Annotated in this window: 12 protein-coding genes; 8 read left to right on the top strand and 4 right to left on the bottom strand. The window is 74.1% G+C overall.

The annotated features are described in order from the left end of the window. On the bottom strand, positions 1-1,508 hold a 1,508-nt coding region (locus tag AB8Z75_RS21970), incomplete at its 3' end, for an aspartate aminotransferase family protein (RefSeq protein WP_369204595.1). Positions 1,509-1,716: 208 nt separating this feature from the next. Beyond that, positions 1,717-3,018, bottom strand: a complete 1,302-nt coding sequence (locus AB8Z75_RS21965) for a DUF1015 family protein (protein ID WP_369204593.1) — start codon at positions 3,016-3,018, stop codon at positions 1,717-1,719. A 181-nt stretch (positions 3,019-3,199) separates the two neighbouring features. On the opposite strand from AB8Z75_RS21965, the gene AB8Z75_RS21960 reads away from it, so the two are divergent. Then, a complete protein-coding gene (locus AB8Z75_RS21960; RefSeq protein ID WP_369204591.1) occupies positions 3,200-4,261 on the top strand; it encodes an HAD hydrolase-like protein in 1,062 nt (353 codons plus the stop codon). Between the two features lie 52 nt (positions 4,262-4,313). On the opposite strand, the gene AB8Z75_RS21955 is transcribed toward AB8Z75_RS21960, so the two are convergent. Both AB8Z75_RS21955 and AB8Z75_RS21950 read right to left on the bottom strand, forming a co-directional pair. Beyond that, on the bottom strand, positions 4,314-5,201 hold the full coding sequence (locus AB8Z75_RS21955) for a siderophore-interacting protein (protein ID WP_369204589.1): 888 nt from the start codon (positions 5,199-5,201) through the stop codon (positions 4,314-4,316). A 117-nt stretch (positions 5,202-5,318) separates the two neighbouring features. After that, on the bottom strand, positions 5,319-6,347 hold the full coding sequence (locus tag AB8Z75_RS21950; RefSeq protein ID WP_369204587.1) for an ABC transporter substrate-binding protein: 1,029 nt from the start codon (positions 6,345-6,347) through the stop codon (positions 5,319-5,321). A 298-nt stretch (positions 6,348-6,645) separates the two neighbouring features. Here AB8Z75_RS21950 and AB8Z75_RS21945 point away from each other — a divergent pair, with 298 nt between their 5' ends. From AB8Z75_RS21945 to recN, 7 genes are all read left to right on the top strand, one after another. Then, complete coding sequence (locus tag AB8Z75_RS21945) at positions 6,646-7,608, top strand: FecCD family ABC transporter permease (protein ID WP_369204597.1); 963 nt, start codon at positions 6,646-6,648, stop codon at positions 7,606-7,608. Continuing rightward, the gene (locus AB8Z75_RS21940) at positions 7,605-8,636 is read left to right on the top strand and encodes a FecCD family ABC transporter permease (RefSeq protein WP_369204585.1); all 1,032 of its coding nucleotides are present in this window, start codon (positions 7,605-7,607) and stop codon (positions 8,634-8,636) included. Before AB8Z75_RS21945 ends, AB8Z75_RS21940 begins: the two co-directional genes overlap by 4 nt. Positions 8,637-8,749: 113 nt before the next feature. Next, on the top strand, positions 8,750-9,598 hold the full coding sequence (locus tag AB8Z75_RS21935) for an ABC transporter ATP-binding protein (protein WP_369204583.1): 849 nt from the start codon (positions 8,750-8,752) through the stop codon (positions 9,596-9,598). Between the two features lie 42 nt (positions 9,599-9,640). Then, the gene (locus AB8Z75_RS21930) at positions 9,641-10,039 is read left to right on the top strand and encodes a hypothetical protein (protein WP_369204581.1); all 399 of its coding nucleotides are present in this window, start codon (positions 9,641-9,643) and stop codon (positions 10,037-10,039) included. Between the two features lie 3 nt (positions 10,040-10,042). Next, entirely contained in the window at positions 10,043-10,849 is an 807-nt protein-coding gene (locus AB8Z75_RS21925) for a TlyA family RNA methyltransferase (RefSeq protein WP_369204579.1), read from the top strand. A gap of 17 nt (positions 10,850-10,866) precedes the next feature. Continuing rightward, the gene (locus AB8Z75_RS21920) at positions 10,867-11,856 is read left to right on the top strand and encodes an NAD kinase (RefSeq protein ID WP_369204577.1); all 990 of its coding nucleotides are present in this window, start codon (positions 10,867-10,869) and stop codon (positions 11,854-11,856) included. A gap of 489 nt (positions 11,857-12,345) precedes the next feature. After that, the gene (gene recN, locus AB8Z75_RS21915; RefSeq protein ID WP_369204575.1) at positions 12,346-14,088 is read left to right on the top strand and encodes a DNA repair protein RecN; all 1,743 of its coding nucleotides are present in this window, start codon (positions 12,346-12,348) and stop codon (positions 14,086-14,088) included. Positions 14,089-14,359 lie beyond the last annotated feature (271 nt).

Below are 14,359 nucleotides of genomic sequence, written 5' to 3'. Positions count from 1 at the left end.
TCGAGGTACCGCCCGGCGTGGCCGGCGATCAGGTCGAGGACGGTGGCGATGTCGGCCAGTGAGGTCTCGGGGTTGAGCAGGGTGAACTTCAGGTGGTGGCGGCCGTCGACCACGGTGCCGGCGACGATGGCCTCGCCCGAGGCGAACAGGGCGTCGCGGGCGTGCAGGTTGGCCTGGTCGGTGAGGGCCTGGTCGGTGAGGGCCTGGTCGGTGGGGGCCTGGTCGGGGCCGGGCCCGTCCGGGTCGCCCGCGGGGACGTAGCGGAAGACGAGGGTGGAGAGTTCGGGGGTGACGACGACCTCGAACCTGTCGTCGGCGTCGAGCAGTTTCCAGGCGTCCGCGGCGCGGTCGACCACCTCGTCGAAGAGTTCGCCCACGGCGTCGGCGCCCATGACGCGCAGGGTCATCCACAGCTTGAGCGCGTCGAAGCGGCGCGTCGTCTGAATCGATTTGTCGACCTGGTTGGGCAGGCCCTTCTCGACGCTGTGGGTGGGGTTGAGGTAGTCGGCGTGGTACGTGACGTGGCGCAGGGTGTCCTTGTCCCTGACCAGGACGGCGCTGGAGGAGACCGGCTGGAAGAACGACTTGTGGTAGTCGACCGTCACCGAGTCGGCGCGCTCGATGCCCGCCAGCAGCGCGCGGCGGCGCCGTGAGGTGAGCAGCCCGCAGCCGTAGGCGGCGTCCACGTGCAGCCACACCCCGGCCGCCCCGCACAGGTCGGCGATGTCCGGCAGCGGGTCGATGCTGCCGAAGTCGGTGGTGCCCGCGGTGGCGACGACGGCCATCACCGTCTGCCCCTCGCGTTCGCAGCGCGCCAGCTGTTCGGCCAGCGCGTCGGTGCGCATCCGGCGCCGCTCGTCGCAGGGCACCGGGATGACGGCTTCCGGGCCCAGGCCGAGCAGGACCGCTGACTTCTCGATGCTGAAGTGGCTGCACTCGGAGGTGAGAATGCGCAGTGTCGGCAGGATCTGCGGGGTGCTCAGCGACGTCTCGGAGTTCTTGCGCACCAGCCGGCAGGTCTCCTCGCGGGCCAGCAGCAGCGCCTGGAGGTTGGACTGGGAGCCGCCGCTGGTGAAGATGCCGTCCGCGGCCCGGCCGAAGCCGATCCGGTGCGCCGTCCACTCGACGAGACGGCGCTCGATGAGGGTGCCGCCCGCGCTCTGGTCCCAGGTGTCCAGCGAGGAGTTGACCGCGGAGATGACCGCTTCGCCGAGGACCGCCGGTATCACCACGGGGCAGTTGAGGTGTGCGAGGTAGCGGGGGTGGTGGAAGTAGACGGCGTCGCGCAGGTACACCCGCTCCAGTTCGTCCAGCGCCTCACGGGCCGTGCCCAGGGGTTTCTCCAGATCGACTGCGGAGACGGTGGGGGCGAGCTCCGCCGGGGTGACGCCGGTGAAGGGCTGTCCGGCGCCGGTGAGTTTCTCGGCGACGCGCTCGACACCGTCGTGCAGGGAGCGCCTGTAGTGCTCCGCTGTCCTGTCGTTGAGCAGGTGGGACCTGCTGCTCATGAAGTGTCCTCCTGACACGGACGTGGCACACCGCGCGGCTCGCGCGGTCAGGTAAGGCTAGCCTAACTGGGCCGGTCAGTCGGTGTGCAAGGGGGACTCCTCGGTCAGCCGCGGGCCACCGGGGCAGGGCGGAATTGCACGGCAATGCCCACAAGGGGGAGGGGAGGGAGGACGCCCCGGCAGCCGGTGGCCGAGGCGGTGGCGCTGGTCAGTGCGGTGCGTCGGCCAGAGTGCGCAGCACGAGTCCGGTGGCCGGTTTCGGGCCGAACGAAGTGGACTTGCGCGGCATCGTGACGCCCTGCTCGGCGAGCGCCCGCACCTTCTCCTCGGCAACCGGCCGCATCAGCACGGCCGTACCGCCGCGCGCCGCCGCCTGGCTGAGCGCGGCCTCGGTGTGGTGCAGATAACCGATGTCCGCCGGCGAGTCCGGGATCTGCCAGATGGCGTCCAGCAGCGTCGCGTGCAGGACCGTCGCGTCCAGCTCCCGCCACGTGGCGGGCCGCCCCGCCGAAACCGTCCGCTCCAGCAACTGAGGGTCCGGCCTGTCCAGCAGATGGAAGACGCCGTCGCCCGCGCTCAGCAGGAAGGCGTTGCCTGCGGCCTCGTCCAGCGCGCCCATCGCCTCCGCCAGGGGCACCCGGAGCCGGCGCACCCGGAAGGCCCCCCGCGCACCGCACGCCTCTCCCGCACGGGAGAGCAGGTCGAGCGCCTTGACCAGCGGCAGCCTGGGCAGCACCCGGTGGATGGCCCGCACCTGGAGCGGATAGCGCGCCGTGTCGACCAGCAGCACCAGGCCGTGGTCCCAGGCGGAAGGTCCGGCCTGCTCCCCCTGCTCCTCGCACAGCCGCAGATACGTCGCCCAACGGTGGTGGCCGTCCGCGATCAGCGCACGGTGCCCCGACAGGTCCGCGTCGACCGCCGCGAGCTCGCCGGGGTCGGTGACCGCCCACAGGCGGTGGGAGAAGCCGTCCTCGGTCGTCGTCGCCACCAGCGGCGGGCGCCGCGTCGCCCGCTCGATGACGGCCGTGGCCCCCGTCCGGGTGCCGCTGCCCCGGTAGGAGAGCAGCAGCGGCTCGGGGTTGGCGGCCATCTGGCGCATCAGCGCGGCCCGGTCGGCGACGACCTCGTCTATCACGTCCTCGTGGGGCAGCACGACGCCGTCCTCGGGAGGGGTGAGCCGCAGCGCGCCGATGAGCCCGCGCTGCAACAGCTCGCCCTCGCGCTGCTCGTACACGTACAGCGCGGGACGCGGATCGTGGACCAGCACGCCGTCGGCCTGCCAGCGGCGCAGCGTCTCGGCCGCCTGGCGGTGCCGCACCGCCGGGTCCGCGGCCTGCGGGAGGATGAGCCGCACGATGTTGTACGGGTCGGCCGTCTCCAGCTGCCGCAGCCCGTCGGGACGGACCACCACGTCGTACGGCGGGGAGGTCACGGCAGCCAGGCTGCTGACCTTCTCCGGCGCGTAGCGCAGTCCCCGGAACGGAGCGAGTCGAAGGCCTCGGGCGGTCATCAGTGCATCGTATGACGGTGCCCTGCGACCCCGGGAGTGGGGCACAGGGGGCGCGCGGTGGCGGGCCGCGGTGGGACGTGGGAGAGGATTCCAGACGGCGTCCGAGCCGCGCGGGCCCGGCGCCGGCGCCTCCCGGCCCCGCGGCGAAGGCGTCCGGAGCACCACGAGAAAGCGAGCCCCCATGAGCCCCAGCCCTTCCGCGGAAGCCGCCGCGACCCGTCCGCAGCCCAGCGAGCGCCCCCTGCACGAGTGCTACGACACCGCACTGCTCGACCTGGACGGAGTGGTCTACGCCGGGGGAGAGGCACTGCCGCACGCCGTCGGCTCACTGGCCGCCGCGCGCGAGAGCGGCGTGCGGCTCGCCTACGTCACCAACAACGCGGCCCGCACCCCGCAGGCCGTCGCCGCGCACCTGACGGAGCTGGGCGTGGCCGCGACGCCTGACGAGATCGTCACCTCGGCCCAGGCGGTCGCCCGGCTCATCGCCGAACAGCTGCCCGCGGGCGCGCCCGTGCTCGCCGTCGGCGCCGAGGGGCTGCGGGTGGCCCTGGAGGACCGCGGTCTGAGCGTCGTCGAGTCGGCCGACGACGAGCCCGCCGCCGTGGCGCAGGGCTACGGCGGGCCCGGCATGGAGTGGGGACGGCTCGTGGAGGCCGCGCTGGCCGTGCAGCGCGGCGTGCCGTGGTTCGCCTCCAACACCGACCTGACCATTCCCAGCGGGCGCGGCATCGCCCCGGGCAACGGCTCGGCCGTGGAGGTCGTACGGCTCGCCACCCGGTGGATGCGGCGCCCGCCCGAGCCGCAGGTCGCGGGCAAGCCGCTGCCGCCGATGCACCGGGAGTCCATCATCCGTACCGGCGCCGAGCGGCCCCTGGTCGTCGGCGACCGGCTCGACACCGACATCGAGGGGGCACACGCGGGGCGCGTGGACTCGCTCCTCGTCCTCACCGGAGTCACCGACGCGGGGCAGCTGCTGGCCGCGGGGCCGCTCCACCGCCCCACCTACGTGGCCCGCGATCTGCGCGGTCTGCTGGAGCCGCAGCCGCGGGTGGGCGGCGCCGCCGCAGCGGGCTTCGCCTGCGGCGGCTGGACGGCGCACGCGGAGGCGAGCCGGCTGCGGCTGGAGGGTGGCGGCGACCCGGTGGACGGCCTGCGCGCCCTGTGCGCTGCCGCCTGGTCGGCGGCGGGCGACTCGACGTGCCGGCTCGACGCGGACAAGCCCCTGGCCCGGCTGGGGCTTTGAGCCTCACGGGGCGGCGGGGGCCGAAGCCGGCCGCGACCGCCCCTCGGGCGGATCAGGCGGCGGTGGCCGCCAGCGCTTCCGCCACCAGCTGCTCCTCGCTCGCGCCCAACCGCCAGTAGCCGGTGAACTTGACGGCCCGGCGGTCGAATCCGCGCTCACGCACCAGGTGGCGCCGCAGCGACTTGACGGTGCCGGACTCGCCCGCGAGCCAGGCGTACGGTGTTCCCTCCGGCAGCTGGGCGGAACGGACCGACTCCACCATCCGGTCGGCCCGGGACGCGCCGGCCGCCTCGTCGCGCACCAGCCAGGTGATCCGCGCGTCGGAGACGGTGGGCAGGTCCTGGACGTCCTGCCGGTGCGGAACCTCCGCGAACACCCGCACGGGCATCCCGGCCGGCAGCCACTCCAGGATGGCGCCGAGGGCGGGCAGCGCCGTCTCGTCGCCGCTCAGCAGCACCCAGTCGGTGCCGTCCTGCGGCCGGAAGTCGACGCCGCCGTTGTCCTCGACGACAGGACCGAGCAGCGTGACCCGGTCACCGGGCGCGGCGCGCAGCGCCCAGCGGGAGGCGGGGCCGATCTCGCCGTGCAGGGCGAAGTCGACGTCGAGTTCGTCGGCCGCGCCGTACTCGCTGCCCCGCCGCAGCGCCCGCACCGTGTAACTGCGCATGATCCCGCGGATGTTCTCGTCCATCGCGCGCCAGGCAGGGAACCAGGCCTGGCCCGCGTGGGTGGGCACCACCGGCGCGGTCTGGCCCGGCTGGGGCAGGAACAGTTTGAAGCGCTGGTCCCGCCCGCCGGAGGCGAAGCAGTGCAGCCGTGCGCCGCCGAAGGTGACCCGCAGCATGGTCGGGCCCAGCGCTCGGGTCCGTACGACGTGCAGGTCGAAGAACTCGAACGGTGCTGCGGAGGGCGCGGGCCGCGCCTGGGAGACCTGGCTCATCGTGTCTGCTCCTCCCGTGAGGGGTGTGCGGGTCGAAGGACGTGCCGGCGGCCTGTCGGCCGCCGCTCGGCGGTGCGCCGGCGGCCCCGGTCCGTCACGGGGGCCTCCGGGGGTCGGTCAGCGGACCTTCTTGGCCTTCTCGATCGCCTCCGCGAGGTCCTCCAGCAGCGGCGCGGCGCCCGCGTAGGAGAAGCGGGGCTCGGCCGCCCACTGCGCGACCTGCCCCGCCTTGACGGCGGGAAGGTCGTTCCAGGACGGCTTCGACGTGAGCGCCTTGGGCTGGAGGGACTGGGTGCGGTTGTCCAGGATGATCAGGTCGGCCTCGTACTTGTCGGCGTTCTCCCAGCTCAGCTCCTCGAAGAAGCCCTGCTTGTTGAGCTTCTTGGGGGTGACCAGGTCGACGCCGAGCTCCTTGAAGTACGTCAGGTCGGAGTTGGCGTCCGGATGGGAGACGTAGAACAGGTCGGGCGCACCGGCGGCAGCCATCACGCGGATGCCGCTCTTGGCGGCCTTGCGCAGCCGCTCGGCGGCCTTCTCGAAGCGGGTCTTGGCCTCCGCGTTGGCCTTGGACTTCAGGTCCGCGCCCAGCGACTCGGCGAGCTTGCCGAACTGCTGGATGACCTCGACCATCGACACGTGCGCCGCGTTCATGGCCACCTGCGGCGCCAGCTTGAAGATCTTGTCCTTGCTCTCGGCTGGCACGTAGAAGAACTCGCCCTTGACGTACATGTTGCTGACCAGCAGCTGGGGGCGGGTCTTGGCGTACTTCTCCAGGTCGAACTCGCCGAAGGCGTTGCCGATGATCGACAGCTTGGAGATGTCCATGTCGCCCGCGAGGATGTCGGGATCGCCGTTCTTCTTCTTGGTCGGCCCGAAGACGCCGACGACCTTGTCCCGGACGCCGAAGTCCCACAGCGCGGCCGCCGTGCCGGTGTAGGCCACGATGCGCTCGGGAACCGCGTCGAGGCTGACCTTCTTGCCGCGGCCGTCGGTGAAGGACCAGCCGTCGCCCTTCGAGCCGCCGCCCGAGCCCGAGCCCGATCCCTCACCGCCGCAGGCGGCCAGCAGCGCCCCGAGACCGGCGACGCCACCCGCGGCCAGCAGGCCGCGGCGCGAAAGGTGGGGGAGGGAGGAGGGGCTGGGCATCGTCTCGGGCCTTCTCTCGCTGTTGCTGCGGACGCACTGTTGCTGAGGACACACCGCGGGCCTGCCGCGGACGTACCTGCGGGGCGGCCATGGGACCGCGTTCGCAGTTAGGCTAACCTAACCAAAGTTGTTGTTGTCCAGTGGTCGGGCGGTCCCTTCTCCCGGCCCCGACCGGAGCGCGTACGTGACTCTCACCAAGTCCCCGCAGGTTCACGGGGGTTCGGCGGCCGGTCAGCCGCCCGCCGCCGAACCGGAACGGCCCGAGCGCGCACGGGCGCCCCTCGCGCGCGCCGCCGGACTGCTGGCCTCCCTGCTCCTCCTGCTGGTCGTCCTGTTGCTCAGCCTCGCTTTCGGCGCCCGCCCGCTCTCCCTGGGCGAGGCCTGGTCGGGGCTGGTCGACAGCGGCTCGGCGAGCTGGACCGTCGTCCACGAGATGCGGCTGCCCCGCACCCTCCTCGGCCTGCTGGCAGGCGTCGCGCTCGGCCTGGCGGGCGGCGTGATGCAGGCGCTCACCCGCAACCCCCTGGCCGATCCCGGGCTGCTGGGCATCAACGCGGGCGCCGCCGCCGCCGTCGTCACCGCGATCTCCTTCTTCGGGGTCGCCGGCTACACCGGCTACATCGGATTCGCCTTTGTGGGAGCCGCCGCCGTCTCCGTGCTCGTCTACGCCGTCGGCGGCGGTCGCGGCGCCACCCCGGCCCGGCTCGCGCTCGCGGGGACGGCGCTGAACGCCGCGCTGGTCTCCTACGTGAGCGCCGTCCAGCTCATGGACACCGCCTCGCTGGACCGGATGCGGTTCTGGCAGGTCGGCTCGCTGGCCCGCGCCCAGGACGCGACGGTTGCCTCCGCGCTGCCGTTCATCGCCGTCGGCGCGCTGATCGCCCTGGCGCTGGCCCGGCCGCTCAACGCGCTCGCCCTCGGCGACGACGCCGCCCGCGCCCTCGGCTCCCGGCCCACCCGCACCCGCGTCGCCGCCATCGTGGCCATCACCCTGCTGTGCGGAGCCGCCACAGCGGCGTGCGGGCCCATCGTGTTCGTCGGGCTGATGGTGCCGCACATGGTGCGCGCGCTGACCGGGCCCGACCAGCGCTGGATGCTGCCGTACTGCGCCGTCCTGTCCCCGGTGCTGCTGCTCGCCGCCGACATCCTCGGGCGCCTGCTGGGTCGGCCCAGCGAGCTCCAGGTCGGCATCGTGACCGTCGTGCTCGGCGGTCCCTTCTTCCTCTACTTCGTGCGCAGGCGGAGGGTGGCACAGGCATGAGCGTCATACGCACCCCCGGCGGCCTGTCCGTCAGCTACCGCCCGCGCGCGCTGCTCATCGGCGCCGGCTGCGTCGTGCTCGCTGTGGTCGCCGCCGTGCTGGCGATCGGCAGCGGCGAGTACCCCATGGCGCCGGACGAGGTGGTCCGCACGCTGCTCGGCCAGGGCAACCCCGCTGACGCGTTCATCGTCAACGAACTGCGGCTGCCGCGTACCGTCACCGCACTGCTCGTCGGCGCCAGTCTCGGCCTGTGCGGAGCCGTCTTCCAGGCCGTCGTGCGCAACCCGCTCGGCAGCCCCGACATCCTCGGCTTCACCACCGGGGCGTCGGCCGGAGCGCTGGTGGTCATCGTGCTGGCGGGCGGCGGCAGCGCCTTCCTCGCGGGCGGCGCCGTCGTCGGCGCCCTGGTCACCGGCGTGCTGATCTACGCCCTCGCCTGGAAGGGCGGACTGCACGGCTTCCGGCTGGTCCTCGTCGGGGTCGGCATGACCGCCATCCTGACCGGCGTCAACAGCTACCTGATCACCCGCGCGGACATCACCGACGCCTCCCGCGCGGTGCTGTGGATGACCGGCACCCTGGACGGGCGCGGCTGGGACGACGTACTGCCGCTGGCCTGCGGCATGGTGGTCCTCGTCCCCCTGGTGCTGCTCGGCTGCGCGCGCGCACTGCGGATGATGGAGATGGGCGACGACGCCGCCGCCGCGCTCGGCGTCCGCGTCGAACGCACCCGGCTGGCGCTGCTGGGCGCCGCGGTCCTGCTGGTGGCGCTCTCGGCCGCCGCCGCCGGGCCCGTCGCCTTCGTCGCCCTGGTGGCCCCGCAGGTCGCCCGGCGGCTCACCAGGTCACCCGGGCCCAACCTGCTGCCGTCGCTGTGCATGGGCGCGGCCCTGCTGATCTGCGCCGACCTGGTCGCACAGCGGGCCTTCGGCGGCCACCAGCTGCCGGTCGGCGTGGTCACCGGCGTGGTGGGCGGCGGCTACCTGGTGTGGCTGCTGGCCACCGAACGCAAGGCGGGCCGGATATGAGCGGCCGTACGGACACGGGCGCGAGCAGCCGCACGGACACCGGCACACGCACGGACACCGGCACACGAACGGACACCGGCACACGAACGGACACGACGGAGGCGGGCACCGGAATGACGACCGCGACAGACGCGACGGCCCAGACCACCGGCGACGGCGCCACGGAGGGGGACGGCACAGCGGCCCGCCTCACGGGGCAGCGCCTCACCCTCGCCTACGACCAGCGCACCATCGCCAGCGACCTGGACGTGGCGGTGCCCCACCAGTCCTTCACCGTCGTCGTCGGCCCCAACGCCTGCGGCAAGTCCACCCTGCTGCGGGCCCTCTCCCGGATGCTCAAGCCCGCCGCGGGACAGGTGCTGCTGGACGGCGAGGACATCGCCGGCATGCAGGCCAAGGCACTCGCCCGCACCCTGGGCCTGCTGCCCCAGTCCTCCATCGCGCCCGACGGCATCACCGTCAGCGACCTGGTCGCCCGCGGTCGCTACCCGCACCAGGGCCTGCTGCGCCAGTGGTCGCGGGACGACGAACGCGTGGTGGCCGAGTCGATGGCGGCCACCGGAGTCGACGGGCTCGGCGACCGCTTCGTGGACGAGCTCTCCGGCGGGCAGCGGCAGCGCGTGTGGATCGCCATGGCACTCGCTCAGCAGACGCCGCTGCTGCTGCTGGACGAGCCCACCACCTACCTGGACATCGCCCACCAGATCGAGATCCTCGACCTGTGCGCCCGGCTGCACGAGGAGGAGGGCCGCACCCTCGTCGCGGTGCTGCACGACCTCAACCACGCCGCCCGCTACGCCACCCACCTGATCGCCATGCGGGAGGGCCGGATCGTCGCGCGGGGCGAACCGCGTGAGGTGGTGACAGCCGAACTCGTGGAAGAGGTCTTCGGCATGCCCTGCCGCGTCATCGACGACCCGGAGACCGGTACCCCGCTGGTGGTGCCCGCCGCGCGTCGCTGATCCGTCGCCCCCGATGTCACAGCCGGGAGGTAGCGTCGGGGCATGAGCGAGTTCGCGCAGGGGGCCGGCCCCGGATACGCCTTCGACCAGCACGGAACAGGGGACGGCAGCACACGCCCTGAGCGCCACGAGGACGGCGCCGGGCAGCCGCCTGGCGGTGTCGAGGAGCAGCCCGGGCAGCCCCTCGCAGGCGCCGGGCCGGCCGAGGAGCCGGCGCCGGAAGCGGACACCGGGCCGGCCGGCGGGTCCGACGACGGTCCCAGGCCGCTGGGCGTCGGCGTGCGCCCCACAGGACACGCCTCCGTCGACGAGCGGCTCGGGCGTCTCGAGGACGCCGACCACCTCGCCGTGTCCGGCCACCAGGAGGTGTACGAAGATGTCCACCGCGGCCTGCGGGAGACCCTGGCCGCGCTGGACCGCCCCCACACCCCCCGGAGCTGAACCGTGGCACGACGCCGACTCGACGCGGAGCTGGTGCGCCGCAACCTCGCCCGTTCCCGGGAGCACGCCGCCCAGTTGATCGCCGCGGGCCGGGTCACGGTCGGCGGCAACGTTGCCGCCAAAGCCGCCACCCAGGTCGAGACCAGCGCCGCCCTGGTCGTCAGGGAGGACGCGGACGACCCGGACTACGTCTCCCGCGGCGGTCACAAGCTCGCCGGCGCGCTGGAGGCGTTCGTCCCCCGCGGGCTGCGCGTCCAGGGCCGCCGGGCGCTGGACGCCGGTGCCTCGACCGGGGGTTTCACCGACGTGCTGCTGCGGGCCGGCGCGGGCCACGTCGTCGCGGTGGACGTCGGCTACGGACAGCTGGCCTGGTCGCTCCAGCGTGACGAGCGCGTCACCGTCAAGGACCGGACGAACGTGCGGGAGCTGGCGCTTGAGGACATCGGCGGCGAGCCGGTGGAACTCGTCGTCGGTGACCTCTCGTTCATCCCCCTCGGCCTCGTCCTGCCCGCGCTCGTGCGCTGCGCCGCGCCGGAAGCCGACCTGGTGCTGATGGTGAAACCGCAGTTCGAAGTGGGCAGGGAAAGGCTGGGCAGCGGCGGTGTCGTGCGCAGCCCGCAGCTGCGTGCCGAGGCCGTGCGGACGGTCGCCGGGCACGCGGCGGCCCTGGGTCTGGGCGCGCTGGGTGTCACCTCGAGCCCGCTGCCCGGGCCCTCGGGAAACGTCGAATACTTTCTGTGGCTGCGCGCCGGGGCCGACGACCTCGACCCGGCCGCGGTCGACCGAGCGGTGGCGGAGGGGCCCAAGTGACCGAGGACAACCGAGCGATGCGACCAACACCCCCCACGCCGAGCCCCGCGGCCACCGGAGCAGGCGCGACGGGCCCCGCACACCCCGCCGGGGACCGTACGGTCTTCCTCCTCGCCCACACCGGCAGACCCGCCGCCGTGCGCAGCGCCGAACTGGTCGTCCAGGGGCTGCTGCGCTGCGGAATCGGCGTCCGCGTGCTGGCCGACGAGGCCGTCGACCTGCCGCTGCCCGATCCGGTCGAGACGGTCGCCGCCAAGCCGGACGCCGCCGAGGGCTGCGAACTGCTCGTGGTGCTCGGCGGTGACGGGACGCTGCTGCGCGGCGCGGAGTTCGCCCGCGCCTCGGGCGTCCCCATGCTCGGCGTCAACCTGGGCCGGGTCGGTTTCCTGGCCGAGGCCGAGCGGGACGACCTGGACAAGGTCGTCGACCGCGTCGTCTCCCGCGCCTACGAGGTCGAGGAGCGGATGACGCTCGATGTGCTGGTACGCAACGGCGGGCTGGGCACCAGCGGGCGCAGCGGCGGCCAGATCGTGCACGCCGACTGGGCGCTCAACGAGGTCTCCGTCGAGAAGGCGGCCCGCGAGCGGATGCTGGAGGTCGTCATCGAGGTCGACGGCCGCCCCGTCTCCAGCTTCGGCGGGGACGGTGTGGTGTGCGCCACCCCCACGGGATCCACCGCCTACGCCTTCTCGGCGGGCGGCCCCGTGGTGTGGCCGGAGGTGGAGGCGCTGCTGATGGTGCCCATCAGCGCGCACGCGCTGTTCGCCAAGCCGCTGGTGACGGCACCCGACTCGGTGCTGGCCGTCGAGGTCCAGCCGCAGACGCCGCATGGCGTTCTGTGGGCCGACGGGCGCCGCAGCGTCGAACTGCCCTCCGGCGCGCGCGTGGAGGTGCGGCGCGGTGCCGTCCCGGTGCGGCTGGCCCGGCTCCACCACGCCTCGTTCACGGACCGTCTCGTGGCCAAGTTCGCCCTTCCGGTCACCGGCTGGCGCGGCGCGCCCCGCTAGGGCCTCTCGCTTGGATCTTGCTGGGCTCGCGGGCCCCGGCGCGCACTCTCGCGGCTGGGGGCGCTCCCGGCCGGAGGCTGGGGGAGTCGGTCGCCGCTTCCCCCAGGGCTCGGCTTCGCTCGCCCCGGGAGGTGCGTGCCCCCACGCAGGGCGTGCGATCGCGGCTGCGGACGGTTCCGGCAGCCTGCCGGTGCGCTGCCGGCAGGCGACCCGTCGGTGAGCCGGCCGTGGTCCGCTTGCGGTGACGGTCGGCACACCCGCCGCCGTCGGCACGCGGTGTCGCCGGGCGGTCCGTGGGCCGGCGCGCCGCAGGGAGGGAACCGGGCAAAGCGGCCCGAACACGCAAGGACCACCGCCGTACGTACGTGCGGAAAAGCGGGCGTCCCGGACCCCGCGAACGTGCCGTTCCGCGGGGAGCCTGCCCCGCACACGGCCCCCGATCCGGCTACCACCCGGACCACAGGTGTGGCCACCGTGGCGGAACCTCGTATGGTCGTATCCGTGTTGGAGGAGATGCGGATCAAGGCCCTGGGCGTGATCGACGACGCCGTTGTCGAGCTGTCGCCCGGCTTCACCGCGGTGACCGGTGAGACCGGTGCGGGCAAAACCATGGTCGTCACCAGCCTCGGACTGCTGCTGGGCGGACGCGCCGACGCCGCACTGGTGCGGGTCGGTGCCAAGTCGGCCGTCGTCGAGGGACGGATCGCCGTGGAGCCGGAGGCGCCGGCCGCCCGCCGCGCCGAGGAGGCCGGGGCCGAGCTGGACGAGGGCGCCCTGCTGGTCAGCCGCACCATCTCGGCCGAGGGCCGTTCGCGCGCGCACGTGGGCGGGCGCTCGGTGCCGGTCGGGCTGCTGGCCGAGCTGAGCGACGACCTGGTGGCGGTGCACGGCCAGACCGACCAGCAGGGCCTGCTGCGCGCCGCCCGGCAGCGCGAGGCGCTCGACCGCTACGCCGGAGAGGCCGTGGCCGAGCCGCTGACCGCCTACCGCAGCGCCTACCGCAGACTGCGCACCGTCGCCGCCGAGCTGACCGAGCTGACCACCCGCGCCCGCGAGCGCGCCCAGGAAGCCGACCTGCTGCGCTTCGGCATCCAGGAGATCGAGGCCGCCGAGCCGCAGCCGGGGGAGGACACCGACCTGGCGGCCGAGGCCGAACGGCTCGGGCACGCCGAGGCCCTGGCCTCCGCGGCCACCACCGCGCACGGCGCCCTGGCGGGCGACCCCGCCGACCCCGAGGGCGTGGAGGCAGCGACCCTCGTGGCCGGGGCCCACCGCGCGCTGGAGGCCGTAAGGGCCCACGACCCCGCGCTCGCCGCGCTCGCCGACCGGCTGGGCGAGGTGCACATCCTGCTCTCCGACATCGCGGGCGAACTGGCCGGTTACGCCGACGACCTGGACGCCGACCCGCTGCGGCTGGCCGCCGTGGAGGAGCGCCGCGCGGCCCTGGCCCAACTCACCCGCAAGTACGGCGAGGACCTCACCGCCGTGCTCGCCTGGTCGGGGCAGAGCGCCGAGCGGCTGGCCGAACTGGAGGGCGACGACGACCGGATCGGCGAGCTGGGCGCGGAACGCGACGCGCTGCGCACCGAACTCGCCGCGCTCGCGCGTACGCTCACCGAGGCCCGCGCGGACGCCGCCAAGCGGTTCGCGGACGCCGTGACCGAGGAACTGGCCGAGCTGGCGATGCCGCACGCGCGCGTCTCCTTCGACCTCAAGCACACCGAGGACCCCGACGGGCTCGACGTCGAGGGGCGCACCCTCGCGTTCGGCCCGCACGGCACCGACGAGGTCGAACTGCTGCTCGCGCCGCACCCGGGAGCCCCGCCCCGTCCGGTCGCCAAGGGCGCCTCCGGCGGCGAGCTCTCCCGCGTGATGCTCGCGGTCGAGGTCGTCTTCGCCGACTCGGACCCCGTACCGACCTACCTGTTCGACGAGGTGGACGCGGGAGTCGGCGGCAAGGCGGCCGTCGAGGTGGGCCGAAGGCTCGCGCGGCTGGCCAGGTCGGCTCAGGTGGTGGTCGTCACGCACCTGCCCCAGGTCGCCGCGTTCGCGGACCGGCACCTGGTGGTGCAGAAGACCGACGACGGGTCGGTGACCCGCAGCGGAGTCCAGGCCATGGAGGGCGAGGACCGGGTCAGGGAGCTCTCCCGCATGCTCGCGGGCCAGGAGGACTCCGAACTCGCCCGCGCGCACGCCGAGGAGCTGCTGGAGGCGGCCCGCGCGGGAGGTTGAGCCGGGGCCGGCCCGCCCGCGAGGGGCCGCCCGGCGATGGTGCGTACCCGCGGGGTCCGCGGTGCGGCGGGCCGGGGCCCGGCGAGGGCGTACCGCGGCGCGAGCGGTGGGCGTGTCGAAGCTGGGGCAGGCGCGCAGTGCGATGCGTGCGCCGTCGCCCGTGTGAGTGAGAGTGGCCGGGCCCCGCCGTGCTGTGGCGCCGACCGGGGCCGCACCCCGGCGTGCCCCGCGGGCGTTACCTGGCATCCTGGGCAAGCCTCCCCACCCGCCC

The organism is Streptomyces sp. PU-14G (genome assembly GCF_041028275.1).
GTDB lineage: Bacteria > Actinomycetota > Actinomycetes > Streptomycetales > Streptomycetaceae > Streptomyces.
Note: the sequence above shows the minus strand (reverse complement) of the source record. Positions and strands in the feature narration are given on the sequence as shown.

Coding starts and splice junctions, on each gene's coding strand:
- AB8Z75_RS21930 (WP_369204581.1), top strand. CDS start 9,641: ATGAGCGAGTTCGCGCAGGGGGCCGGCCCCGGATACGCCTTCGACCAG.
- AB8Z75_RS21920 (WP_369204577.1), top strand. CDS start 10,867: ATGCGACCAACACCCCCCACGCCGAGCCCCGCGGCCACCGGAGCAGGC.
- AB8Z75_RS21955 (WP_369204589.1), bottom strand. CDS start 5,201: ATGAGCCAGGTCTCCCAGGCGCGGCCCGCGCCCTCCGCAGCACCGTTC.
- AB8Z75_RS21940 (WP_369204585.1), top strand. CDS start 7,605: ATGAGCGTCATACGCACCCCCGGCGGCCTGTCCGTCAGCTACCGCCCG.
- recN (WP_369204575.1), top strand. CDS start 12,346: ATGGTCGTATCCGTGTTGGAGGAGATGCGGATCAAGGCCCTGGGCGTG.
- AB8Z75_RS21965 (WP_369204593.1), bottom strand. CDS start 3,018: ATGACCGCCCGAGGCCTTCGACTCGCTCCGTTCCGGGGACTGCGCTAC.
- AB8Z75_RS21950 (WP_369204587.1), bottom strand. CDS start 6,347: ATGCCCAGCCCCTCCTCCCTCCCCCACCTTTCGCGCCGCGGCCTGCTG.
- AB8Z75_RS21935 (WP_369204583.1), top strand. CDS start 8,750: ATGACGACCGCGACAGACGCGACGGCCCAGACCACCGGCGACGGCGCC.
- AB8Z75_RS21960 (WP_369204591.1), top strand. CDS start 3,200: ATGAGCCCCAGCCCTTCCGCGGAAGCCGCCGCGACCCGTCCGCAGCCC.